The organism is Qipengyuania soli (assembly GCF_015529805.1).
Taxonomy (GTDB): domain Bacteria; phylum Pseudomonadota; class Alphaproteobacteria; order Sphingomonadales; family Sphingomonadaceae; genus Qipengyuania; species Qipengyuania soli.
In genome coordinates this window covers 382,419-406,646 of record NZ_CP064654.1, presented here as the reverse complement: position 1 = coordinate 406,646, position 24,228 = coordinate 382,419, and the positions used below count along the sequence as shown (strand labels likewise).

At 64.7% G+C, this 24,228-nt stretch carries 22 protein-coding genes; 6 read left to right on the top strand and 16 right to left on the bottom strand.

Annotated features, from left to right (window positions below):
- Nucleotides 1-2: 2 nt before the first annotated feature.
- The 4 genes from IRL76_RS01950 to IRL76_RS01935 all read right to left on the bottom strand — a co-directional run bounded on the left by IRL76_RS01950 (nt 3) and on the right by IRL76_RS01935 (nt 8,605).
- On the bottom strand, nt 3-4,211 hold the full coding sequence (locus IRL76_RS01950; protein ID WP_200982668.1) for a translocation/assembly module TamB domain-containing protein: 4,209 nt from the start codon (nt 4,209-4,211) through the stop codon (nt 3-5).
- Nucleotides 4,211-6,385 (bottom strand): autotransporter assembly complex protein TamA, encoded by a 2,175-nt coding sequence (locus IRL76_RS01945; protein ID WP_246449921.1) that lies wholly within the window; start codon nt 6,383-6,385, stop codon nt 4,211-4,213. Before IRL76_RS01945 ends, IRL76_RS01950 begins: the two co-directional genes overlap by 1 nt.
- On the bottom strand, nt 6,351-7,193 hold the full coding sequence (locus IRL76_RS01940; protein WP_200982665.1) for an arginyltransferase: 843 nt from the start codon (nt 7,191-7,193) through the stop codon (nt 6,351-6,353). Before IRL76_RS01940 ends, IRL76_RS01945 begins: the two co-directional genes overlap by 35 nt.
- Before the next feature lie 158 nt (nt 7,194-7,351).
- The gene (locus tag IRL76_RS01935; RefSeq protein ID WP_200982663.1) at nt 7,352-8,605 is read right to left on the bottom strand and encodes a threonine ammonia-lyase; all 1,254 of its coding nucleotides are present in this window, start codon (nt 8,603-8,605) and stop codon (nt 7,352-7,354) included.
- 111 nt (nt 8,606-8,716) lie between these two features.
- On the opposite strand from IRL76_RS01935, the gene IRL76_RS01930 reads away from it, so the two are divergent.
- A complete protein-coding gene (locus IRL76_RS01930) occupies nt 8,717-10,366 on the top strand; it encodes an amidohydrolase (protein WP_200982661.1) in 1,650 nt (549 codons plus the stop codon).
- On the opposite strand, the gene tatC is transcribed toward IRL76_RS01930, so the two are convergent.
- The 9 genes from tatC to IRL76_RS01890 all read right to left on the bottom strand — a co-directional run bounded on the left by tatC (nt 10,351) and on the right by IRL76_RS01890 (nt 17,571).
- Nucleotides 10,351-11,148, bottom strand: a complete 798-nt coding sequence (tatC, locus tag IRL76_RS01925; RefSeq protein ID WP_200982659.1) for a twin-arginine translocase subunit TatC — start codon at nt 11,146-11,148, stop codon at nt 10,351-10,353. The two genes, IRL76_RS01930 and tatC, sit on opposite strands and share 16 nt — an antisense overlap.
- 1 nt (nt 11,149) lies before the next feature.
- Nucleotides 11,150-11,572, bottom strand: coding sequence for a Sec-independent protein translocase protein TatB (tatB, locus tag IRL76_RS01920; protein ID WP_200982657.1), 423 nt, complete (start codon nt 11,570-11,572; stop codon nt 11,150-11,152).
- A gap of 23 nt (nt 11,573-11,595) precedes the next feature.
- Nucleotides 11,596-11,838, bottom strand: a complete 243-nt coding sequence (locus IRL76_RS01915) for a twin-arginine translocase TatA/TatE family subunit (protein ID WP_200982655.1) — start codon at nt 11,836-11,838, stop codon at nt 11,596-11,598.
- 92 nt (nt 11,839-11,930) lie between these two features.
- Nucleotides 11,931-12,476 carry an SMC-Scp complex subunit ScpB gene (gene scpB, locus IRL76_RS01910; protein WP_246450058.1) on the bottom strand — a complete coding sequence of 182 codons (546 nt, stop codon included), beginning with the start codon at nt 12,474-12,476 and terminating at the stop codon, nt 11,931-11,933.
- A gap of 46 nt (nt 12,477-12,522) precedes the next feature.
- Entirely contained in the window at nt 12,523-13,335 is an 813-nt protein-coding gene (locus IRL76_RS14510; protein ID WP_246449920.1) for a segregation and condensation protein A, read from the bottom strand.
- Nucleotides 13,332-14,351, bottom strand: a complete 1,020-nt coding sequence (gene nagZ / locus IRL76_RS01905; RefSeq protein WP_200982651.1) for a beta-N-acetylhexosaminidase — start codon at nt 14,349-14,351, stop codon at nt 13,332-13,334. The genes IRL76_RS14510 and nagZ overlap by 4 nt, the downstream gene beginning before the upstream one ends.
- A gap of 80 nt (nt 14,352-14,431) precedes the next feature.
- Nucleotides 14,432-15,127, bottom strand: a complete 696-nt coding sequence (locus IRL76_RS01900) for an SPOR domain-containing protein (protein ID WP_200982650.1) — start codon at nt 15,125-15,127, stop codon at nt 14,432-14,434.
- A gap of 2 nt (nt 15,128-15,129) precedes the next feature.
- Nucleotides 15,130-16,869, bottom strand: coding sequence for an arginine--tRNA ligase (argS, locus tag IRL76_RS01895; protein ID WP_200982649.1), 1,740 nt, complete (start codon nt 16,867-16,869; stop codon nt 15,130-15,132).
- A gap of 51 nt (nt 16,870-16,920) precedes the next feature.
- Nucleotides 16,921-17,571, bottom strand: a complete 651-nt coding sequence (locus tag IRL76_RS01890) for a hypothetical protein (protein WP_200982648.1) — start codon at nt 17,569-17,571, stop codon at nt 16,921-16,923.
- A 96-nt stretch (nt 17,572-17,667) separates the two neighbouring features.
- Between IRL76_RS01890 and ispH the strand changes: the two genes are divergently transcribed.
- From ispH to rnhA, 3 genes are read left to right on the top strand one after another with little or no spacing between them, the layout of a single operon-like run.
- Nucleotides 17,668-18,651 (top strand): 4-hydroxy-3-methylbut-2-enyl diphosphate reductase, encoded by a 984-nt coding sequence (gene ispH / locus IRL76_RS01885; protein ID WP_200982647.1) that lies wholly within the window; start codon nt 17,668-17,670, stop codon nt 18,649-18,651.
- Nucleotides 18,652-19,608, top strand: coding sequence for a homoserine kinase (thrB, locus tag IRL76_RS01880; protein ID WP_200982646.1), 957 nt, complete (start codon nt 18,652-18,654; stop codon nt 19,606-19,608). It abuts the gene before it with no gap.
- Nucleotides 19,609-19,637: 29 nt separating this feature from the next.
- The gene (rnhA, locus tag IRL76_RS01875; RefSeq protein ID WP_200982645.1) at nt 19,638-20,084 is read left to right on the top strand and encodes a ribonuclease HI; all 447 of its coding nucleotides are present in this window, start codon (nt 19,638-19,640) and stop codon (nt 20,082-20,084) included.
- A 6-nt stretch (nt 20,085-20,090) separates the two neighbouring features.
- On the opposite strand, the gene IRL76_RS01870 is transcribed toward rnhA, so the two are convergent.
- The 3 genes from IRL76_RS01870 to IRL76_RS01860 form a co-directional block, all read right to left on the bottom strand.
- Nucleotides 20,091-20,267: a YegP family protein gene (locus tag IRL76_RS01870; protein ID WP_200982644.1), complete on the bottom strand. Its 177-nt coding sequence runs from the start codon at nt 20,265-20,267 to the stop codon at nt 20,091-20,093.
- Nucleotides 20,268-20,335: 68 nt separating this feature from the next.
- Complete coding sequence (locus IRL76_RS01865) at nt 20,336-21,433, bottom strand: NAD(P)/FAD-dependent oxidoreductase (protein ID WP_200982642.1); 1,098 nt, start codon at nt 21,431-21,433, stop codon at nt 20,336-20,338.
- A complete protein-coding gene (locus tag IRL76_RS01860; RefSeq protein WP_246449917.1) occupies nt 21,430-22,392 on the bottom strand; it encodes an alpha/beta hydrolase in 963 nt (320 codons plus the stop codon). Before IRL76_RS01860 ends, IRL76_RS01865 begins: the two co-directional genes overlap by 4 nt.
- 82 nt (nt 22,393-22,474) lie before the next feature.
- Between IRL76_RS01860 and IRL76_RS01855 the strand changes: the two genes are divergently transcribed.
- Both IRL76_RS01855 and cpaB read left to right on the top strand, forming a co-directional pair.
- Nucleotides 22,475-22,966, top strand: coding sequence for an A24 family peptidase (locus tag IRL76_RS01855; protein WP_200982640.1), 492 nt, complete (start codon nt 22,475-22,477; stop codon nt 22,964-22,966).
- A 94-nt stretch (nt 22,967-23,060) separates the two neighbouring features.
- Entirely contained in the window at nt 23,061-24,215 is a 1,155-nt protein-coding gene (gene cpaB / locus IRL76_RS01850; protein WP_200982638.1) for a Flp pilus assembly protein CpaB, read from the top strand.
- Nucleotides 24,216-24,228: the final 13 nt, after the last annotated feature.

Sequence of the window (24,228 nt, the reverse complement as noted above, 5' to 3'; positions counted from 1 at the left end):
GTCTAATAATCGCGGCTGATCTCGGCGACGACGCTCTCGCGTCCGATCGTCGAGACGGCCGCCAGGACCGAGAGCCAGCTGGTCACGCGGAACTCTACCTCGGTCGCGCTGTAGCCGCGTCCGTCGGTGATGATCTCCGCGTAGAACCGGCGGCCGAAATTCTTGCCCAGAGCGACGCCGGTCCCGCGCCCGAGCGCGGGGTCGGCGCTTACCACGCGCAAGCGGTCGAGCCCGATCGCGCTGCGCAACTGATTGATCGGGTCCATGCCGCCACCCCCGCGCAGGCTTGCTACCGCAGCGCCGAGTTGCAGCGCATCGGTCGCGGACAAGGTCGTGATCGAACCACCGAACAACAGTCGCGCCATGATCTCTTCCTCCGGCAACGAGGGATCGGAGGTGAAGGCGATTTCCGGCTGGGTCGCGCTGCCCTTGACTGTGACGACGACGGTCAGGCTGTCGCGCTTGGTCTCGGCACGAATGTCGAGGCGCGGATCGATCGGAACGGTTTCGTCGAACGCGATTTCGCCACGAGTTAGTTCAAACCGCGTCCCTGCAAACGTGTAGTCGCCGCGCACCACGCGGGCACGTCCGCCGATACGCGGATTCTCGGTTGTGCCACGCAGGATGACATCGGCTCCCCATTCGCTGTCGAGACCCATTCCGTCGACGTCGATGCGACTGCTTGCCTTGGCATCGATAAGGTAGCGCCAGGGCCTCGCGGGTGCGACGCGTGGAGCACGGCTCGCGGGGGAATTGATCTCGCGCGTCGGGATCTGCGGGAGCCGCAGGTCGTCCGCGGCCACGCCAAGTTTCCAGCTTGCACGATTAACCTTGACCCGCCCGGCGATCGTGCCGCCAAGCCCGTCCGAGATGATGCGCAGCGGTCCAGTGATCGTTGCATTGAGACCCTTGGCGTTGAGCAGCCTCGCATTCTCCGCCGAAGCACGCAGGTCGATGATCGGGCCGCGGATTTCGAGCACCCGGCCTTCGACCGGCTCGCCGAGGGTGCGCAGGTCGACGATGCCGCTGCCCTTCACCGTCCCGCCATTATCGGTGGTCCCGGCAAACCGCATGAGCTGGAGCCGCGACCCGGTGAACTTGCCGCGCACGGAAACCTTTCGGATGTCGGTGCCTGAAAGTGAGCTCAGCACGCGCAAGTCGTCGCTTGTGACAGAGCCGCGAACGGTCGGGTCGGCAAGCGATCCGGTGGCATCGGCTGCGATCGATACGGGGCCTGTAAGGTCGAATGCCTCGATGGCGGCAAGACGCCAGAGGCTTTCCGCCGCGCCCTGGTAGCGCAGCTGCGCCACCAGGCGTCCCGCACGCAGGCGATCGAGCAGCAGGCCCGCTTGCGGCAGGCCACTTATCCGAGCCTGGACGCGTCCGCGCCTGATGTCCTCGTTGCGCAGCAGGGCGCGGACCTGGAGTTCGCTTTCGGTAAGGCGCGCGACCAGCGACAGGTCTACCGGCCGTGAAGTAAGGACGAGGCCCGAGCGGTTAAGGCCGTCAACCTTGACCTTCGCTTCTCCGACCGGAATTCCGTTCGCGCCGTTGCGGAAATTGACAGTCCCCGAAATCGTCCCGCCAAGCCCGGTGTCCGAGCGCGCGATGTCGATGAGCGACAGGGGCATCCCGGCCAGCTTGAAGTCGAAGGCGAGATTGTCGCCGCCGAACCGGCCGGAGGCTACCATTCCCGCGTCGCCATAGCTGACCTGTGTCGGCGCCAGTTCCCAGCCGCCACCCTCGAGGCTGGTCAGGATGGCGCGGCGCGGCATGGTGATGGCCCGCCCGGCGAATTCACCCTTCGCCGCCACGGCAATCCGCCCCGGCGTGAAACGACCGTTGAGGTCCAGCTCGAAGCGGGCATTCCGGCGACCCGAAATCGAAGCATCGACTGTGCCGCTGCCGTTCTCGATCTTGCCCTGGGCTGCCGCGCGGGCGATGAATAGCGTCCCGTAGGACAGACCCGCTGCCGTGCCCGAGCCGGTGAAGCTCGACTTGCCGTCGCGGATCAGCCCGCTCGCCTTCAGGTCGGCACGCGCGATCCGCATTCTCGGCTCTCCACCAAAGCTCGCATTGCGTGCCTTGAGGTCGATATCGAGACCCTGACCGCCGCCGCGCGGAGCAAGGTCCACCGTTCCGTCGAGGCCGCCGCCGGCAAAGGCCAGCTGGCCTTGTGCACCGCCGTCGACCAGCGTCAGGCCGCCCGTGACGCTTGTTTCGGACACAGTCAGCGTGTCGATATCGATCCGCGTCGGGCCGCCTTTCGGAGCGAACAGCCCGAGTTTGCCTGTGAATGGGCCAAGGACCGATCCGCCGTCAGCGTCGATCGCGAAACCTTCCTTGGTCGGCGCGATGGCAAGGCGGACATTCTCCACACCAGTCGCCGGCTTGGCGAAGACGAGCACCGCGCGGGGGCCCTCCTGGGTCAGCGAGGCCTCGACGGTGAAGTCGCCGTAATCGACGTGGTGTCCCTTGCCCGCGACCCGTGTGGTGCCCTGGCGAATGTCACCGTTGAGCGACGCCGTCAGCTTGCTGGCATTGATCCGTACACCATCGAAGCGAAGCGGGGCATCGCCTCCCACGGCAATTCCCCCGCGTACACGGATCGGCGTTCCCGCGAGATTGGCCAGCGTGGCATTGGTCACCGGCGCGATGCGCGCATCGAGATCGGCCTTGAGCCTCCATGGTGCACCCGGCGAGAGAGTCAGGTCGATGGCCGCCGTGCCTCCTGCCGAGCCCACGTTCTCGAGCGCAAGGCGATCGGCGCGAACCGGCCCGCGAACCTCGTAGCGTCCCTTGGCAACGTCACCTCGCAAGGCAAGGTTCGCGGTCATGCCCTTGAAAACCAGTCTCAGGTCGTCCGATGCGAGCTTGCTGCCTGTGAGGACCAGCCTGCCGCGTGCAGTGCCATTCACGAGGCGTGGGTCGATCCACGTATTTCCGCTCGTTACCCGGTCGACGCCGAGGTCGAGCGGGACGGTCCAACGCGAACCGTCGTAACGGGCAGTTCCGCGCTGGCGGACGCGCGCAAGCTTGGTGCCGCTGACATCGAGTTCCGCCAATTGCAGATCGTGAAGGATCGTCAGGTCCTTGAACGCGCCGTTGATTGTCGCGTTCATCCGGCCGCCGCGCACCGCAATCCCGTTGCCGAAAAGCGATGGGTCACGCACTTGCGCAATCACATCGAGCCCGTCGACGCGGTTTTCCGCGAGGTCGAGCTTGCCATCCGCATCGAGCGAAAGGCCTCGTCCGACGAGGATCGTCCGGCCATCGAATACCCGGTTGTCGATCCTGATGTCCGATCTGATCGCGACATCGCTTCCCATCGCCCTCAGCGGGAGGCCGGAGAGGAAATCGGACGGGTCGACCTTCCCGAGGAGACCGAAGCGACCGGAGCGGTTCGTCACGCGCAGCGCCGCGACCCGCTTGTCTTCGCTCATGACCAGCAGGCCACCCTTCCACGCAGTCCAGGTGCCATCGCCGCGCAATTTCGCAGTGTACGGCTTCTCGACCCCCGCCAGCGCCGCCAGCGGCCCGTTCGCCTGCGCGTCGAGATCCAGGGAAGCATCGAAGTCATCCCCGTCCGGTTCCGCGTCGAGCCTGAAGGCGAGCCTGTCACGCGACCCCAGCGTGCCCTTCGCATCGACCAGCAGGCGGCGATCCTCGACCTGCAGTTCCGCATCGAGATCGATCCTCTGCGCCTTGTCGCCCGCAATTCCGGGGGCGATCGTCAGATTGTCGATTTCCAGATGGTCGATTGAGATGTCGAAGCCAGGAAGGATGGGATTATCGTCTTCGCTGGGCAGGAATTCGGGGATCCGCGACAATGTCGCGCGCCGGGCCACGAAGCTGTCGATGTCCAGCCGGTTGGACAGCCATGCCCCGGGATTCCAGTCGACCTCGGCGCGCGGGATCGTCAGGAACACGCCCTTGGGATCGGAGAGGCGGACGTCATGCAGGATCGCCGCGCCATAGAGGTTGCCCTCGATCCGTCCGATCGAGATGTTGAGGCCATTGGGAAAGGTTCGCTCGGCAATCTTGCTGGCGAGAAAGCGCTCACCCAAAGGCGTATTGAGCAGAACAACTGCGGCGACCACCGCCAGTACGAGCGCACCGAGGATGCCCAGCAGCCATTTGGTTGCCCGCCCAAGGCGGGATCTCCGTCGCGGGGGCGCTACCTCGTCGACGATGGCCACGTCATCGACCATCAGAAGGCCTGACCCAGCGAAACGTAGACGGCGACCGAGGAATCCTCAGGGTCCGGGTTGAGCGGGACGCCCACATCGATGCGGATAGGACCAAAGCCGGTAGCATACCGCAAGCCTAGGCCGGCGCCGTATTTCACATAGCGGAAATCCGGCGTGCGATTGATGGAAACCGCACCAAGATCGAAGAACGGCACGACCGATACCGCCCCGTCGAAGAAACCCGTGCCGATACGGGCCTCGACCGATGCCTCCACCAGGCTGAGCCCACCGGTCACCTCGCCGAGGTCGTTCTTGGGTCCGATGGACTGGTAACCGTAACCGCGCACGGACCCGCCGCCCCCGGCATAGAGCCTGCGAGAGGGAGCTAGCGCATAAAGGGGCGCGCCCTGGATGCTGGCAAACCTCAGCCGTCCTGCAAGCACCGTCTTGTCGGTGATCGACTGGTAGTATGCCGCGTCGACCTGGTTGCGCAGATAGAAGAATTGGTCGCCGGCCGTACGCGACGTCTCGGGTGCGAGGAAACCTGTCAGGCGAAAGCCCCGGGTCGGGTCGAGGAGGGAATCGCTCGTATCGATGGTCGCCCGACCGAAAACCGACGCTATGAAATAGGTCTGTCGTGGACGCGGGATGCCGCCAATTACGCGGTTACGCTCGTCTGAAGCGAGAATTTCAGCACCTACGCCCCAGCTCAGCGGCTTCTGGAACAGCAGGGTCGAGGTGCGCTCATAGCTGCCGGTTAACGCCACCGTGTTGGCATCATAGGCGTCGCTGTCAATGGTCGAGGCATAGGCGTCGAGCGTCAGGACCTTGTCGCGCCCGTGGAAGTTGTTCTTGCGGAAAGTCACGCCGGCAAGCTGCTCGCGCGTGCCCACAATGCCGCGGAGGCGCAGCGACCCTTCCGGCGGGAAGAGGTTGCGGTGTTCCCAGCTCGCCTGGACCCGAATGCCTTCTTCCGAACCGTAACCGATGGCACCGGCGACAGTACGCAGCTTCGCGCGCTCGATACCGACATCCATCTCTACCACGCCAGGCTGGTCGCCCTGCGGTGCGACCACCTCGCGCGGGGTCACGGAGACGGTTGAAACGAGTCCGGTCGCGGTGATGGCGCGCCGCAAGTCCATTTCAAGGCTGCGCTTGTAGACATCGCCCGCATCGAAGCGCGCTATTTCCGCGAGGTGCTTGCTCGAAAGGAAGCGCGGATCGCTGCTGATGACATCGCCGAAGACATACTTGCCCATGGGCCGGACCGGCACGGTCAGGTCACCCTCGACCCTCTCGTGGTCGATCAGGAGTTCCGGCTCGTCGATCTCGGCAAAGGCATAACCGGTCTCGCCCAGCTTGCGGTCGAGATTAAAGCGCTGCTGGACGATGGTGTCGGACTGCAGGTAGTCGCCCGGCTGGATGCCGAAGGATGCGCGCAATTCCTCCGCATCGAGCGCGCTCGCCAGATCGCCGAGATCGATGGCTCCGTATTTGTAGCGGGGTCCGGGAATGATGTCGAAGCGAACTCGGGGAGCGGCCTCTCCACCGTCCTCACCAACCTCGCGCGCGCCGATGGTACGGATGATTTCGCCATCGTAGTAACCGTAGACGCGAAGGAGATTGCCAAGCAATTCCTCATCCTCGCGCGCCCGGGCAGCAAGCTGCGCGACGGTCTCGTCATCCCCGTCCAGTTCCTCGATCGTCGACAGCGCCTGAAAGCGCGAGACGAAATCGCCCCGTTCGCTGAAGGGCGGTTCCTTCTGCGGAAAGCCGAGGACGAGTGAGGCGGAAAGCGCTTCGGTCTCGGCGTCCTCGAGTGCGACCTGCTGGCGATCATCGAGCAATTGGACGAATTCGATGCCTTCCTCGGGCTCGAGCTGCTGCAACGGTTCGAGTTCGATGTCCTCGGGCCATGCGAGATCCATTCCAGGCAGATCGGTTAGCGGCGTATCCGCCTCGACTTCTACCTCAGCATCGATGTCGGTGGCGACGGGCGCATCGGTTCCCTGCTGAGCCCAGCTATCTGGGTCCTCCACTGCGCTGTCGGGAATCAGATCCTCGAGCGAAGGAGGTGCGTCCATGTCCTGGGCGGCCAGATCCAGCGGCGCGAACGCGACCGCGGCGGCAGCACAAAGGATCAGCGAATGGCGGATGTGCTCAGTCAGCGAGCTTGTATTCGGCCTGCGTGCCATCCTTGGCAGGCAGGGCCTCGTCACGGCGGCGAGCACGCGGGGCGGTAGCCGTGGCGATGAGCCGACGCTGTTCGTCGTCGGCCATGCGTTCCCATCCGCCGCGGCCGAGCTTTTCAAGCGGCCGGTAGCGGACCTTGTATTGCATGCGGTCTGCCCCTTCGACCCAGTAACCGAGGTAAACGTAAGGCAATCCGCGTTCCGCCGCGCGGCGGATATGGTCGAGGATGATGTAGTTACCAAGCCCGGCGCGATCCTCATGCTCAGGGTCGTAGAAGCTGTAGATCATCGACAGCCCGTCACCCTGGTAGTCCGTCAGGCAGGCACCCACCAGCCGCCCAGGTTCGGCGCCGATACCCGGCTCCCGATATTCAATTACATAGCTGGATACTGGAGTGTGTTCCACCATATCCGCAAAGTCGTTTTCCTCCATCTGCGTCATGCCGCCACCGGGGTGGCGCACTGCGAGATATTTCTGGAGGAGTTCGAACTGCTCGCCGGTCGCCCAGGGACGACACTCGGTTGCGACGAGATCCTCGTTCGCCTTAAGCGCGCGCTTCTGCGTGGAAGACGGCTTGAATTCGTTGGCCACGACGCGGACCGAGATACAGGCCTGGCAGTCGAGGCAGGAGGGGCGATAGGCAACCGTCTGGCTGCGGCGGAAACCGATCCGGCCGAGCGCTTCATTGAGCTCGTCCGCGCTGGTCCCGCGCAGTTCCGTGAAAACCTTGCGCTCGCTCTTGCCCGGCAGGTACGGACACGGCGCAGGGCTGGTCACGAAGAACCGGGGAAAGCGGATCGGGGCCGTCACTGCGCTTGGCATCCTTTCGTCGAGAGACAGTTAACGTCTCATTGACTCTTTTATGCCGCAGAGGGTCCCGCGTTAAAAGTCCCTTAACCACGAATTCGACGTTTCGTCCGACTAACCACACGGAATGGATGGTTAATCCGCGCGCTGGCGAGTCTTGCTCAGGCCAGTTCGGCCAGCTCCACCGAATATCCCTTCGCCACCAGCGAAGACACAAGGGCGTCTATTTGGTCCGAATCGCGTGCCTCGCACTCGATCTCCGCCGTCAGCCCCTTTGCCGGGAGGGTGGTGAAAATGCGCTGGTGATAGATCTCGATGATGTTGACGTTGTGCGCGTTGAATTCGCGCATCACCTTGAACAGAGCGCCGGGACGGTCCTGCAGCACGATCCGCAGGCGCGCGAGGCGCCCCGACCTCGCAAGGTCGCGCAACAGCACGTTGGCGAGCAGTCGGGTGTCGATGTTGCCGCCGCACAGGACCAGGCCGACTGTCTTGCCGGCGAACTTCTCGGGATAGGAAAGCACGGCCGCAAGCCCGGCAGCACCGGCACCCTCGACGACCGTCTTTTCGATCTGGAGCAGCAGCGAAACCGAGTGTTCGAGTTTGGGCTCGTCCACCAGGAGGATTTCGTCGACCAGCTCGCGAATGACTTCGCGGGTGAATTCGCCCGGCGCCTTCACCGCGATGCCTTCTGCCAGCGTGTCGCCGCCGCAGGGCAGGTCGTTGCCAGTCACTTCCGAATACATCGAGGGGAACAGCTTTGCCTGCACCCCGATCATCTCGATCCCGGGCTTGAGCGCCTTGGCTGCCGTCGCCATGCCGCTCATCAGGCCGCCGCCGCCGATGGGGACGACAAGACAATCGAAGTCGTCCTTGTCCTCGAGCATCTCGAGCGCGACCGTGCCCTGTCCCGCCGCGACCAGCGGGTCGTCGAAGGGATGCACGAAGGTCAGGCCACGTTCCTGCTCGAGCTGGCGGGCGTGGGCGTAAGCCTCATCGAAGGTCTCGCCGAACTGTTCCACCATGCCGCCCACGCTCTCGGTCTGCATAACCTTCACGCTGGGCGTGGTCTGCGGCATCACGATGGTGACCGGTACGCCGAGGCGACGGCCATGATAGCTCAGCCCCTGCGAGTGGTTGCCCGCAGAGGCAGCAATGACACCCCGCGCACGCTGTTCTTCAGTGAGGTGCAGCAGGGCATTGAGCGCACCGCGTTCCTTGTAGGCGGCAGTGAACTGCTGATTCTCGAACTTCAGCCATACATCGGCCCCGGTAATCTCCGACAGGGTCTGCGAACGCATCATCGGCGTGCGCACCACGGCACCCTCGATACGCGCGGCAGCGGCGCGCACGTCGTCGAGCGTCAGGAGATCGGTCGCCTTTTCGGCGGCGCGGGCGGAGGTTGCCTGTGTCATATGCACTCGCCCCTACGGCCCGCCGGGGTCGTGCGCAATCGCGGAAAGGGTTTGCCTGCGCCAAGCTATGCCTTATCGCCGCGCCTCATGCATTTACGGGACCGCACCAAGATGAAGCTCAAGTTGATTGCCGCCCTCCTCGCCGCAACGATGGCCACACCGGCCCTCGCAGACGTGCTGATCGACAATGTCGAAGGTTTGACAATTGACGAAAACGGCAAGGTTTTACGCTTCACGGGCATCGTTGTGGACGACCAGGGCAAGGTCGCCAAGGTCCTGCAGCGCGGCGACAAAAAGCCGCAGACCGACTATCGCGAGGATGGCAAGGGCCGGGTGATGATCCCGGGCCTGATCGACGCACACGCCCATGTCATGGGCGTCGGTATCGCCGCCCTGACGCTCGACCTGTCCGACACCAATTCGCTTGCCGAAGCGCTCGAGAAGATCCGCAAGTTCGCAGCAGATAACGAAGCGCGTCCATGGATTCTCGGCCGCGGCTGGAACCAGGAGAAGTGGGGCCTGGGCCGCTTCCCGACCGCCGCCGAACTGGACAGTGCGGTAGCCGATCGCCCCGTCTATCTCGAACGGGTCGATGGCCATGCAGGCTGGGCGAACTCCATGGCGTTGAAGGCCGCGGGGATCACCACGGCGACGAAAAATCCGGATGGCGGACGCGTCGAGCGCCTGGCCGGATCGCAGGTGCCTTCGGGAGTTTTCGTCGACAACGCCACGCGGCTTATGGAAACCGCCATCCCCGCCCCGCGCCCGAACGAGCGCGACCTCGCCTTCGCCGAGGCGCAGAAGGTCCTCCATCGCCTGGGCATCACTGCCGCAGCAGACATGGGCACTTCAATCGAGGACTGGCAGGCCTATCGCCGCGCGGGCGACAATGGATCGCTGACGCTGCGCATAATGGCCTATGCCGGCGGCCCGCAGAACATGGAGTTGATCGCGGGGTCACGGCCCACTCCCTGGCTCTACGACGACAAGCTGCGGATGAATGGCATCAAGCTCTACTTGGACGGCGCGCTCGGCAGCCGGGGTGCCTGGCTCAAGCAGCCCTATTCCGACGATCCCAAGAACACCGGCCTGCCGCTGACGGCCCCGGCTCAGCTTCGCAACATCCTCGTCCGCGCGGCGCAGGGGAATTTCCAGCCCGCCATCCACGCCATCGGCGACGCCGCAAATGCCGAAGCCCTGAACGCAATTGGCGAGATCGCGGAAAGCTTCCCCGGCGATCGTCGCTGGCGCATCGAGCATGCGCAAATCGTCGACCCTGCCGACCTGCCGAAATTCGCCAAGGACGGCATCATCGCTTCGATGCAGCCTGTCCACCAGACCAGCGACCGCCTGATGGCCGAGGCCCGTCTCGGGCCCAACCGGCTTGATGGCGCCTATGCCTGGAACACGATCCTGCAACTGGGTGGTAAGCTCGCATTCGGCTCGGACGCGCCGGTTGAATCCGCCGACCCCTTCGCCGGCATGGCTGCCGCCAGCACCCGCATGGATGCCGATGGGCAGCCGTTCGGCGGCTGGCGACCGCAGGACCGCGTGACGCGCGAACAGGCATTGGCGGGCTTCACCAGCGATGCTGCCTATGCCGGCTTTGCAGAGGGACGCTTCGGGCGGCTGCTACCTGGAGAACGCGCCGACTTCGTGCTCGTCGATCATGACCCGCTGCTGGCAACCCCGGCAGACCTTCGTGCGACCAAGGTCCTCGAAACCTGGGTCGGCGGGCGCAAGGTCTACGACGCGGACTGAGGTTCTTCGGCTTCGGCGTTGTCGCTGGCAGCTTCGGCGAGACGGCGCTTCTCGGTGAAGCGCATGACCAGCAAGGCGCCCTCGAACAGCAGCAGCAGAGGTATCGCGAGCATCAGCTGGCTGATCACGTCGGGCGGCGTGGCAATCGCCGCGATCACGAACACCAGAACGATCACGTAACGGCGCGCGGCGACAAGCTGCGCCCGGCTCACGATCCCCGCCGTGTTGAGCAAGAGGAGCAGCAAGGGGAGGAGGAAGCTCAGGCCGAATGCGAGAATGAACTGCATCACCAGCCCGAGGTAGTCCTCCGAATTGGGCAGCGCCTCGATCTTGACCCCGCCCGGCGTGCCCTGGAAGCCGAGGAACCAGTGGAACGCGGTGGGCATCACGACGTAATAGGCCAGCGCTCCGCCCGCGGTGAACAGGATCGGCGTGGCCAGCAGGAACGGCAGGAACGCCTTCTTTTCCTTGGCATAGAGCCCCGGCGCGATGAACTGCCACAGCTGGTTTGCGATCACCGGAAAGGCGATGAAGAACGCGGCAAACAGCGCAACCTTCAGCTCGACGAAGAACTGCCCGTAAAGCTTGGTGTAGATAAGCGTCGATTGGCCCGCATCGAGCAGCGGCTGGACGAGGAACGCGAGAATGTCCTTCGCGAAATAGAGGCAAACTGCGAAGGCCACGCCCAAGGCCATGAAGGCCCGCACCAGCCGTGCACGGAGCTCGATCAGGTGATCGAGCAGCGGCGCCTGCGTCTCGTCGATGTCCTTGATCACCGGCATGTCAGGCGTCCTTCGGTCCGGACGGGGGCGCAAGCGGCAGCGGCGGCTCGCTCTCATGCTCGGGCGCCTTGGCCGGCGCAGCACGCGCTATTGCGGCTTCGGCTCGCGCGTCGGCCTCCGCCGAATCGAGCGGTTCCATCTGCGGCGGGAGCAAATCGTCGGGAGCGCCGCCGGCGGGTTCATCGCCGGTCGGGTATTTGGCCATGATTTGCTTGTTCCGCTCGGCCCACTTGGCTTCCATGTCCTCGATCTCGGCCTGGCGGATCATCTCGTCGACCCCGGCGCGAAAGTGGTTCGACATGCGCCGCACCTTGCCGATCCAGCGCCCGGCGCTGCGCAGCGCACGGGGCATGTCCTTCGGGCCAATCACCACGATCGCCACGATGACGATCATGAGCAGCTCACTTGCACCGATGTCGAACATCGCCAGCTATCCGAGGGTGGGGATCAACCCTGACTGTCGCTGCGCGGCGCAGGCTGCGGCTCGGCAGGAGCCGGCTCGGCGGGCTTGGTATCGTGAACCGGACCTTCGATCCGCGGGGCCGCCTTATCGGTTTCGTCCATACCCTGCTTGAAGCTTCTGATGCCCTTGCCGAATTCGCCCATGATGTCGGAAACGCGCCCACGTCCGAACAGCACCAGGACGATTACGAGGACGACCAGCCAGTGCCAGATCGAAAAGGAACCCATGGAAATCTCCGTGCCGCACATCTGCGGCGATTAATTGACTAAGCGCGCTTACCTGTAGGCGCTGCAGCGGATGAATGCCAGTGCGACTACGGTCAATCGCCCGGTTCGGCCTCGACCGGGTCTGCGACCTCGACATCCTCGCCCACTAGCGCATCATAGGCGTCGTCGATCGGATCGAGCAGGCCTGTTGCCTTGAGTTCGGCAAGGCCGGGCAGGTCGCGACGACTTGAAAGGCCGAAATGGTCGAGGAATTCGGGAGTCGTCGCATAGATCGTCGGGCGTCCGGGCACCTCACGCCGACCGGCGATCTTCACCCAGCCCGCCTCCATCAGCACATCAAGCGTGCCACCAGAGGTCTGAACGCCGCGGATCGATTCGATTTCCGCGCGACTGACCGGCTCGTGATAGGCGATGATGGCGAGCACTTCGGTCGCGGCACGGCTGAGGCGGCGGACCTGTTCCTTCTCGCGCCGCAGCAGGTGGGCAAGATCGGGTGCGGTTTCGAAATGCCAGCGCTTGCCCCGCTCGACCAGCTGCACACCGCGGTCGCGGTAATGCGCAGCCACGCTGTCGAGCGCGTCACGAACATCACCGACAGCGGCATCACCCAGGAAATGCGCAAGTTCTTCCGCCGTCATCGGCTCCTCGGCGGCGAACAACGCTGCCTCGACTGCGCGGGTCAGCTCATCCACGGGCGCCCGCCTTCCTGAGATGAAGCGGCCCAAAGGTCTCGTCCTGTTGCAGTTCGGCCCGGCCAAGCCGCGCCAGTTCCAGCGCAGCGACGAAACTTGATGCCAGCGCCGAACGGCGCAGGCGCGGTTCGGCATAGGGCGGAAGGAAATCCTTCAGCTCCATCCAGTCGAGCGACACGCCGAGCATGTGCGACACGCGGTCGAGCGCCGATTCGAGCGTCATCACGGGGCGTTCGCGAACCATGTGGATCGCAGGTGCCGTGCGCGCCTTCACGCGGCCATAGGCCTCGATCAGCGCGAACTGGTCGCATTGCCACAGGTTCTTGCGGGCAATTTCCAGCCCCTCGGGCGCGCCACGCAGGAAAACGTCGCGCCCGATGCGGTTGCCGCCCATGAGCCGCGCCGCCGCGTCGCGCATCGCACCCAGGCGCTGCAGGCGCAGTTGCAGCTTGAGGGCGAGTTCTTCGGGGCTCGGGTCTTCCTGCTCGTCCTTGGGCAGGAGCATGGCCGACTTGAGGTAGGCCAGCCACGCCGCCATCACGAGGTAGTCGGCAGCCAGTTCCAGCCGCAGCGCCTCGGCCCGCTCGATGTAATCGAGGTACTGGTCGACCAGCGCGAGGATCGAAATCGAGCGCAGATCGACCTTCTGCCGCCGCGCGAGGTCGAGCAGCAGGTCCAGCGGCCCTTCCCACCCGTCGAGCTCCAGGTAGAGCGCGTTCTCGTCCACCTTCGCTTCGTTGGCGATGCCGTCCCAATCGTCCTCGACCACGGCGGTTTCGGGAAAAAGCAGGCCCTCGTCGATCATGCCGCAGCCTCCACCAGCGCCAGCAGCGAGTCGCGTTTGGCCAGCAGTTCGGTGGTCTCGATTGCATCGGCAGGCTCGCCCATGGCGGCATGGACGCGGTCGAGGCGAGCCGTGGTCGCTGCGCTCATGGCACCGCACCTTTCGACGATACCGGCCATGTCATCGAGTTTGGCCCAGCAATTGAGGATGATGTCGCAGCCCGCGGCCAGGGCGCGCTCGGCGCGTTCGGGAATGGTCCCGTCGAGCGCCTGCATGTCGATGTCGTCGGTCAGCAGCAACCCGTCGAAGCCGATCTGGCCGCGGATGATTTCGCACACGACCTTGGGCGAAAGCGTGGCGGGATTGTCCGCATCCCAGGCCGTAAAGACGATATGCGCGCTCATGCCCAGCGGATGCGAAGACAGCGTGCGGAAGGGCGCGATGTCTACTTCCAGCTCCTCGACACTCGCTTCGACCCGGGGAAGTTCCTTGTGGCTGTCCACCGTCGCACGGCCATGGCCCGGCATGTGCTTGAGGCAACCGACGACGCCTGCGCGGCCAAGTCCGTCGAGGACTGCGCGACCCAGCGCCGCCACCTGCATCGGGTCGCTGCCCAGCGCGCGGTCGCCGATCACGTTGTCGGTTTCCGGACGGCGCACGTCGAACGGTGCGTGATAGTCGACACTGATGCCGACCAGCGCGAGTTCGCGCCCCATCGCCTCGGCATTGGCGCGCGCCGCCTCGATGGCGGAGGCGGGTGCGATCTCGAACAGCCTGGCGAAGGCTTCACCCGCGGGATAGCGCGGCCACTCGGGCGGCTTCATCCGCACGACACGTCCACCTTCTTGGTCGATCGAGACGACCAGCCGATCGCGCCCATGGATGGAACGCAGGTCATCGGTCAGACGGCGGAGCTGCTCGCGGTTCTCGCAATTGCGGGCGAACAGGATGTAGCCCGCCGGATCGGCGTCGCGGAAGAAGTCGCGCTCCTCGGCCGTCAGTTCGAGGCCGGCAATGCCGAAAATGGCGGGCGTCATGGAGAGGAAACTGCGACTTTCGCCCTGTGCTCGCAAGCGCGCCGCCTGCGGCAAGTGTGGAAATTAAGCCAGTCTGCGCGCTATTTCACGAAACAGGCCAGCCCGTCGGCCTTCAGCGCGTCGCACAGGCGGTTCGCGCCGGCCCGGTCGCCCGCCAGTGCCTGCAAGCGATAGACGCGTCCGATGTCGACGCGCGCCTCGACGACGCGGTGACTGACACCAGACAGGACTTCAGTCTGGCGAATGAGGCGGCCCCATGCTGCCTCCGCCTCTTCCCTGCTCGGGAATGCGCCGACCTGCACCGCGCCGCCCGAAACGGGTTGCGGCTTGGTCTGGCGCGGCTCTTCGCCCACGGTCGAGGCGATCGAAGGCTTGGCAGCAGCCGTCTTGGTATCGATCGGTGAGGTATCGGCCAGCTTGCCCTCACGGCTCTGCCCCTCGCCAACTGCGAAGCTCGTGTCGCCGGTACCGGCAAAAACCTTGCCGCCCTGGTCCTTGGGCCGAGTCTTGTAGGGTTCCGTCGGGGCAGCGATCAGGCTCCCGTCGGGTTCAGGCTCGCCCGAGGTGCTCTTGCCGAGATACCAGATACCTCCGACCACGACTGCCAGCGCCAGGAAGGCAAGCACGCCGAGCAGCACAAGGCGCGAGGTATCGAACCCGCCCGCACCTTCGTCCTCCTCGCCCGACTCCAGCCACGGGAGACGCTCGTTCTCCGCAAGGTCGAGTTGGTCGTTACCGTCCCAGTCGTCGTCGCTGTCGAAAGGCCTCGACCCCATGATCACATCTCCTCGACCGCCTGGACCCCGAGAATGCCGAGGCCGTTGCGGATGACCTGCCCCACCGCGTCGGCGAGGTAGAGCCGGGCCGCGGTCAATTCGGGATCACCTTCCTGAATGATCCGCTTCGAAGGATCGTCATTACCCGCATTCCAGAAGCTGTGGAAGGCAGCGGCCAGATCGCCGAGGAAAAACGCGATGCGGTGCGGCTCGCGCGCTTTGGCTGCGGCCTCGACGACGCGCGGGAACTGCGCGGCCTCGCGAACCAGTGCCAGCTCGTCGGCACCAAGGCGGTCGAGGTGGTCGCCCGAAGGCTCGACCCCCGCCTTGCGCAGCGTCGAACGGATGCGCGCGTGGGCATACTGGAGGTAGAAGACGGGATTGTCCTTCGACGCCTCGACCACCTTGTCGAAGTCGAAGTCCATCTGCGCGTCGGGCTTGCGGGTCAGCATGGTGAAACGCACGACGTCCTTGCCGACCATCTCGACCACATCCGCCAGCGTGACGAAGTTGCCGGCGCGTTTGGACATCTTGAACGGCTGGCCACCCTTCATCAGCTGGACCATCTGGACCAGCTTGACGTCGAAGGGGATCGCCTTGCCCTGCCCTTCGCTGAGTGCTGCGACGGCAGACTTGATGCGCTTGACCGTACCCGCGTGGTCGGCGCCCCAGATGTCGATCAGTTCATCGGCATTCTGCGCCTTCTGCAGGTGATAGGCGAGGTCGGCACCGAAATAGGTCCATGCCCCGTTCGATTTCTTGATCGGGCGATCCTGGTCGTCGCCGAACTGGGTCGAGCGGAAGAGAGGCAGTTGCACCGGCTCCCAGTCCTCGGGCGGGGCCTTGCCCTTGGGCGCTTCGAGCACGCCGTCATAGACATAGCCGTGTTCGCGCAGCCACGCCTCGGCGGCTTCGGGCTTCTTGGCTGCCTGCAATTCGGCTTCGGAAGAAAACAGGTCGTGATGGATGCCGAGCTGGCCGAGGTCGCTGCGGATCATGTCCATCATCGCGGCAACGGCACGCCCGCGGAACAGAACCAGCCACTCGCTCTCGGGCGCGTCCTTGTAGGCCGGGCCGAATTCCTGCGCGAGCTTCTCGCCCACCGGGACGAGATAGTCGCCCGGGTAGAGACCTTCCGGAATCTCGCCGATGTCCTCGCCCAGCGCCTCGCGGTACCGCATGTGCGCGGAGCGGGCGAGCACGTCGACCTGCCCGCCGGCATCGTTGACGTAGTATTCGCGGATGACCTCGTGACCGGCGAACTCGAGGAGGCCAGCCAGCGCATCGCCGACGACCGCACCGCGACAATGGCCCATGTGCATCGGGCCGGTCGGGTTGGCCGAGACGTATTCGACGTTGACCTTGCGCCCTTCGCCCATGGTCGAGCGGCCGTAGTCGCCACCCAGAGCGACGATAGCGGCAAGCTCGCGCCGCCAAGCATCGTCCGACAGTCGCAGGTTGATAAAGCCGGGCCCGGCAATCTCGGTGCCGACGATGTCCGGATCGCGGTCGAGGTGGGCGACGATCTTTTCCGCCAGCGCGCGCGGATTGGTCTGCGCGGGCTTGGCGAGAACCATGGCGGCATTGGTGGCGAGGTCGCCGTGCGAAGGATCGCGCGGCGGTTCGACCGTCACGTTCGCACGCGAGATACCGGAGGGCAGCACGCCTTCCAGTTCCAGTGCATTCAATACCGCGTCGATGCGGGCCGCGAAGGCCGCGTGGAGTGTCTGCATTTCAGCCATGGCGCGCGCCTAGCCCATTGGGCCAGAATCGCAAGAGAGCAGCGCGCCTGCTCAGCGCGTCGCGTTGTAGCGCAGCTGTGCTTCGCTCAGCTGGAAGCCGACCAGCAGCTCGAAGGTTGCGCGCTGGACGGCAGCCTTCACCGCAGGATCGGCCAGCGGGTCGAGCGCGGCATCCGGATCGCCGGCCTTGCGCTTGCGGGTAATTTGTTCGCGAATGTCGGCGGGAAGCGATGCCTCGGCACGGTTGACGAAGGCACCTGCCTTGCCGCTGGCCGAGGCGCGTTCCTGGCCATCGGCGAACTGCAGCGTAACCTGGCCGACGCGCTTGGTCACGACCTGGGTACCGCCGCGCAGAACGGTCGAGAAGAATGGAACGGTGACGGTGCGTGCGCCGCGCGTATCGGCACGGCGAGCAAGGACGTCGAAAGTCGCCTCGGTATAGACGCGCTCGGCGCCTTCGTCGCAGGTCGAACGCAGGTTGGTCATGGTCGCAACCAGATCGAGGTCGGCGAGAGTGGTCGAGCCGGGCGCACGGAAGGTGGTGACGTCGCCGGTATAGTCGGGAATGCCGACAGCCGGACAGGCGGTACGGATCGCGGAGATGCCGACGCCCTGGTCGATAACCAGATCGCCCGTCCTGGCGCAGCCTGCAAGGGCGAGCCCCAGGGCAAGGACGGGGAGAAGGCGGTGGCGACTGGTCATGCGGAGTTCGTCCCTTGTCGAAATTCGAATTCATCCCGCCCGGCGGGCGCGGACACGCCCTAGCTTGGGTCGGGGGAAAGCGCTAGAGGGCGGCACATGAACGCGCCCTTTCCATCCACTGCCGCGGGCCGGAACCCCGATCCGCGCCTTCCCCTCAAGCTCCTCATCGCTGCACCGCGCGGCTTTTGCGCAGGTGTCGACCGGGCAATCGAGATCGTCGAACGGGCGCTGCAGAAGTACGGTGCACCGGTCTATGTGCGGCATGAGATCGTCCACAACCGCTACGTCGTGGACAGCCTCAAGGAGCGTGGGGCAATCTTCGTCGAGGAATTGGACGAGGTCCCGGACGATGCACCGGTAGTGTTCAGCGCACATGGTGTGCCGAAGTCCGTTCCAGCGGAGGCCCAGCGCCGCAACCTGCTCTACGTCGATGCGACTTGCCCCCTGGTCAGCAAGGTACACCGTCAGGCGGAGCGCCAGATCGAGAAGGGGCAACACATCCTCTTCATCGGCCATGCCGGCCATCCCGAGGTGATCGGGACCATGGGCCAGGTTCCGGAGGGCATGATAACCCTGGTCGAGACCGTTGAAGACGTCGCCAACCTGCCGTTTACGCAGGATGACGACTTGTCCTTCCTTACGCAAACGACCCTTTCGGTCGATGACACGCGAGAGATGGTGGAGGCGTTGCAGGCGCGTTACCCGCAAATCGTCGCGCCCAAAGCTGAAGACATCTGCTACGCCACCAGCAATCGCCAGGCTGCTGTCAAGAGCATCGCGCCAAGCTGCGACCTGGTTCTGGTCATCGGCGCTCCCAATTCCTCGAACTCGCTTCGCCTCGTCGAGGTCGCCCAGCGTCTCGGAACCGACGCTCGGTTGATCCAGCGCGCGTCCGAAATCGACCCGAGCTGGCTCGAAGGCGTCGGCACCCTCGGCCTAACGGCAGGCGCGTCGGCGCCGGAGAAACTGGTCCGCGAGGTGGTGGACCGTCTGTCCGACTGGCGTGTGGTCGAAGAAACGCCCGTCGTCACGACCGAGGAAAACATGGTCTTCAAGCTGCCCCGGCAGCTCACCGAGTAGGTGGCGGTCTATACCCATCTCGGCGCAGAGGACCTCGCGCAGCTGATCGCATGCTACGACGTCGGCGATCTCGTCTCGGCGAAGGGGATCGCCGAGGGCGTCTCCAACTCGAACTGGCTGGTGGAGACGACGCGCGGGCGCTTCATCCTGACGATGTACGAACGGCGGATCGATACGGCGGAACTACCATTCTTCCTGGGTCTGCTGGATCACCTTTCGGACCACGCCTGCGCCGTGCCGCGTACCATCCATGACCGCGAAGGATCTGCTTATCGCGAGGTCGCGGGCAAGGCGGTGGCGCTGATCGAATACCTGCCCGGAGTGTCGCCGACCCGTCCCACACCCGCACAGGCGCGGGCCGTAGGCGCGGCTCTTGCCAGCGTGCATGTTGCGGGTCTCAGCTTCGGGCAGGAGCGGATCAACCGCCTCGACGCGAGCTTCAGCTGGAACGAACTCGAACACACGGATCAAGCTGCGCTCGCTGAGATCGACCCGTCCATGCCCGACACTGTCGAGATGGCACAGGCGGTCGCGGAAAACTGGCCCGGTGATCTGCCCCGTTCCGTCATCCATTCCGACCTCTTTCCCGATAACGTCCTCATGCTGGGCGACAGGGTCACCGGGATGATCGATTTCTACTTCGCCTGCACCGATGCGATGGCCTACGACCTCGCCGTGACCCACGCCGCCTGGTGTTTCGACAAGCGCGGAGAGACGTTCGAACCTGCCCTCGGCAAGGCGCTGGTCGAAGGCTACGAGGCAGTTCGTCCGCTCGAGGTCCGCGAACGGCAGGAGCTGCCCTTGCTGGCGCAGGGTGCCTGCCTCCGTTTCGTTGCGAGCCGGACGGAAGACTGGCTCGACACTCCCGCCGATGCGCTGGTGACCCGCAAGGACCCGATGGATTTCGTCCGCCGTTGGCGTTTTTACGTCGAAAACGGTGCGCAGGTCTTCGCGTGACGCATCTTGCGGTCTAGGGCGCGGCTAACATGAAGAAGGTCGAGATTTTCACCGACGGGGCCTGCAAGGGCAACCCGGGCCCGGGCGGCTGGGGTGCGCTGCTGCGCATGGGGCGTCACGAGAAGGAACTTTCGGGCGGCGAGCCGGACACGACCAACAACCGGATGGAAATGACCGCCGCGATCCGCGCACTGTCGGCCCTGATCGAGCCGTGCGAGGTCGACCTCTACACCGACAGCAAGTATCTGGTCGATGGGATCACCAAGTGGGTTTTCGGCTGGCAGAAGCGCGGCTGGGTCAACGCCAGCAAGAAGCCGGTTCGCAATGCCGAGCTATGGCACGAGCTCATCAAGCTCACGAGCCATCACAAGGTCAAATGGCATTGGGTGAAAGGCCACGCGGGTCACGAGGAAAACGAGCGCGTAGACCGGCTGGCCAGCGACGAAGCGGATCGCATCCTCGCCGGCCAGCGGTAGGCGAAATCAGCTTTCGTCGACGGTTTCCGCGCCGGGCCCGTTTTTCTTGATCGATTCGATGGCGTTCTTAGCGCTGGCCTTCGAGCTGTAGCCTTCGGTCCAGAACATCGTTTCGGAATTGTACATGAAATAGGCGACGTATTCGCCCTTCTTGTTTTGTTTGATCTTGAAGTGGTGAGCCATTTGGTTGCGTCTCCCGTCTCTCTCTTCGGATTGGACGGTCGGTACATTAACAAATGAGAACTTCCTGGCTACCCCCGTCTTGCGGGCGAATAGAGCGAAGCGTCGAGACTTGCCGTCATGGCATCGCGCTCAAGTCCCAGCAGCAATTGTGAAGTCAGCCGCGCAGCAGCGGGCGCAGTCTGGATGCCGTAGCCGCCCTGCCCCGCAAACCAGGCGAACCCTTCGCAAAATGGATCATCACCGTAAACCGGGCAACGGTCGGGCGCGAAGCTGCGCAGGCCAGCCCACTTTCGCTCCACCGCAATGATCTTCCAGTCGACCACCTTTTCGAGCCGGTCGATGGCTTCGGCAACGGCCAGTTCTTCCGGGGCCGCATCGCAGGGATCGCTCGGCTCCTCGTCATGCGGACTGAGCCAGAGGCGTCCGGACTCGGGTTTGAAATAGAAGCTCCCTTCCATGTCGAGCACGAGCGGAAGGTCGCTGGGAGGCGCAGGTTCGACGCGCAATTGCACGACGGTCCGGCGCAGCGGCTGGATGCCCATCGGCTTGGCTCCTGCAATTGCCGCAACCTCGTCCGCCCACGCCCCGGCGGCGTTGACGAGCACCTTTGCGCGAAACTGCTCCCCAGCCTCGGTCTGCAAGGTCCAGGTCCCGCCGCGTCGCTCTGCGCTGCCCAGCCGCGCCCGGCACACGAGGTCGACGCCATTCCTCTTCGCCATCGAAAGATAGTGCGCGTGGAGGCCGGCCACATCGATGTCGGCGCAGGCAGGTTCCCAAATGGCGCCTGACCAACCGGGACGGATCCCTTCGATCTGCCGCTCGAGACCCGCTCGACCCAGCCTTTCGATGGTGACACCAGTTTCGCCAAAGGTGTCCATGAACTCATCGAGTCCGCTCTCTTCCCCATCACGCGCGATGTAGAGTGCGCCGCGCGCCGAGAGGAACCCGTGTTCCTTGAGGTAGGGTCCCGAAGCAAGCGTCAGGGGGACGATTTCCGGTCCGCCGTAACACTCCTCCCAGAATGCCGCCGATCGCCCGGTCGAATGATACCCCGGGCGATCCTCTGCCTCCATCACGAGCACGCGTGCACCATGCTCCGAAAGCTCGGCAGCTAGGCTGGCCCCGGCAATCCCGGCACCGACAATGGCAAAGTCGTAGGTAGTCACGTCGTTCGCGGTGCCACCCGGTCGAGGAATTCGGCGATCCCGTTTATGGCGCGATCACGGACCGGATCGACCTCGCGCAGGATCTCGTGATGCGCCTCGGGCCCGAAGGCAATCAGCTCTCCATGCGGCAGGCGTCCGGCAGCGCGGACGGCAGCCTCGTGGCTGACGAGCTTGTCGGCGGAAGTGGAGACGATGAGGATCGGCGTGTCGATACCTTCGAGCGCGCCCTTCGCTTCGATCGCGCGGCTCGATGCGTAGGCGCGCTCGACCCAGCCCCAGCTACCCGGCCCCATGACCAGCTCGGGCCGTTTCTCGCGCCACCAAAGCTCGTCGTCATAACGTTCCCCGTCATGGCTCAGGAGGTCGCGTCGCCGCGCCGGAATCTCGCCCGGCTTCTCGCTCCATTTCCACGCCGGACGGGTGGGCTTGCCGATTCGCGTCATCAGCTTCGCCACCGTGTGAAGCACCGGCAGCGGCAGCGGCGGACCGGCCATGCCGAGCATCGGTGCGATCATGATCACCGCGTCAGGATCGACCGCATGGGCCATCAGCGCGCGCATGACGACATGGCCGCCCATCGAATGCGCCGCGAGAATATGCGGGGCGGGCGTCGATGCCTTCCACTCCGCCCACAGCGACCGCAGGTCCTCGGCCCAATCCGCGAAATCACCGATATGCCCGGTAACCTCGTCGTCGCCCAGGCGACCCGATCCGGCCTGCCCACGCCAGTCGGATGCCGTCACCCGCCAACCGGCGCGGTGCCATTGTTCGAGCGTTTCGAGATACTTTTCGTAGAAATCACCGCGACCTGGCAGGAACAGGATCGATCCGCGCGGCGGATTGCCGGCGGGCCAGTCGATGCGCCGGATGGATTGACCGCCGGGCGCTGCCCAGGTGCTCTCCACCGCATCGGCCGGTATCGCGCGACGATCTATCGATGGGCTGGGTGAACGATCCAAGGCTGTCTGCGCTCCGCTATGGTTACTTTTTGGTAAGCCCTGTCCTGTAGCACCCTGCGGTGAAAGACCTTCAGGGGGCATCATGGCCGGTTTCGATTTCACCTACGTATTGCTCGGCGGATTGGCAATCGCGCTGCTCATCGCGGCATTCACCGATCTAAAGAGCCGCCAGATCGGCAACCAGCTTAACGCGGCCATCGCGATCGGTGCGCCGCTCTGGTGGTGGGACAGCGGCATGGCCCTGTGGCCCGACGTCGCACTCCAGGTAGGTTTCGCGTTCGCCATCTTCGCCCTGTGCTGCATCCTCTTCGCACTGCGCCAGATGGGTGGCGGTGACGTGAAGCTGCTCACTGCGCTCGCGCTGTGGATTGCGCCCTATTCGTTTCTCAAGCTCGTGGTGATCATGGCCGTCGTCGGCGGCCTGCTCACGATCGGTTTCGGCGCAGTACACATCATGCGCCGCCGCCGTGACCGGATCGCCATTCCATACGGCCTCGCAATCGCCGTCGCAGGACTGTGGGTCCTCGGCACCGAACCGCTGGTTGCCGGCTCTGCCGCGATCGCACTGGGCTGAAAACCCGATCTTAACCAATTCGACCGTAGAGGTTGAAACCATACTTGCCCGCAACAGGATTTCACGGCGGGCCATACGAGGGGGCTAGACAGCCATGGACAGGAAGAAGCTGGTTCTGCTGGTGGGTGCGCTGATCGTCGCGATCGGTACCGCACTTATCGCACGGAGCATGTTTGCAGGCGCATCGGCACCGCAGGCCGAGGCCGCGCAGGTCGAGCCGCAGGGACCCAAGGTCCTCGTCGCGCAGCGTGCGCTGCCGGTGGGCACTATCATCACCGCCGACGCCATCGGCTTCCAGCTGTGGCCGGAAGAACTGGTGCAGGATGCCTACTTCCTTGATGGCGAGGCCGACATGACCAAGCTTCTCGGCACGGTTGTCCGCTTCCCGATCACGGCTGGTGAACCCGTTACCCAGGGCGCCCTCGTAGCTCCTGGTGATCGTGGCTTCCTTGCTGCTGCCCTTACTCCGGGCATGCGCGCCATCACGGTTCCCGTTTCCGCCCAGTCGGGTGTTGCCGGCTTCGTCTTCCCGGGCGACCGCGTCGACATGGTCCTGACCCAGACGGTCAACGGCACCGACGGCGGTACGGCGCTGAAAGCGTCCGAAACCATCATTCGTAACCTTCGTGTGCTGGCGACCGACCAGTCGACCGTGCAGGAAAAGGCCGAAGACGGCTCCACCGTCGTCAAACCTTTCCGCGCCGTCACGCTCGAGGTGACCCCGGTCATCGCCGAGAAGATCGCCGTCGCGCAGACCATCGGTACGCTCAGCCTCTCGCTGCGCTCGCTCGCCGACAACCAGTCGGAACTCGAGCGCGCCATCGCAGCAGGCGACGTGAATATTCCGGACAACGCCACGCCCGAAGAGGAAGAGAAGCTGCTGCGCGAAGCAATGGCTCGCCCCGATGACGGCAAGAGCACCTATGTGACCGGCGGTGACGTGTCGCGCTTCCAGCGCCGCAGCATGCCCTCGCAGGCTGCACCGCGCTCCGGCGGCGGCGGCGGCGACTTCAACCCGGCCGACCTCTTCAAGCGCCAGGGCAGTTCGCACCGCGGTCCGGTCGTCCGTGTGACCCGTGGCAAGGAAACGGAAGCTGTTCCGATCGGCGCCAACGGCAACGCAACCGCCAACGCAACCGAACCTTCGGTTTTCGAACAGATGCTCTCCTCGGCCATGAAGGCCCAGGGTCAGGGCATGCAGAATGCCGCCAACACCGTTCCCGCCGCAGGCGCCACGGTGACGCGGTGAGCCGGGTCTTGGA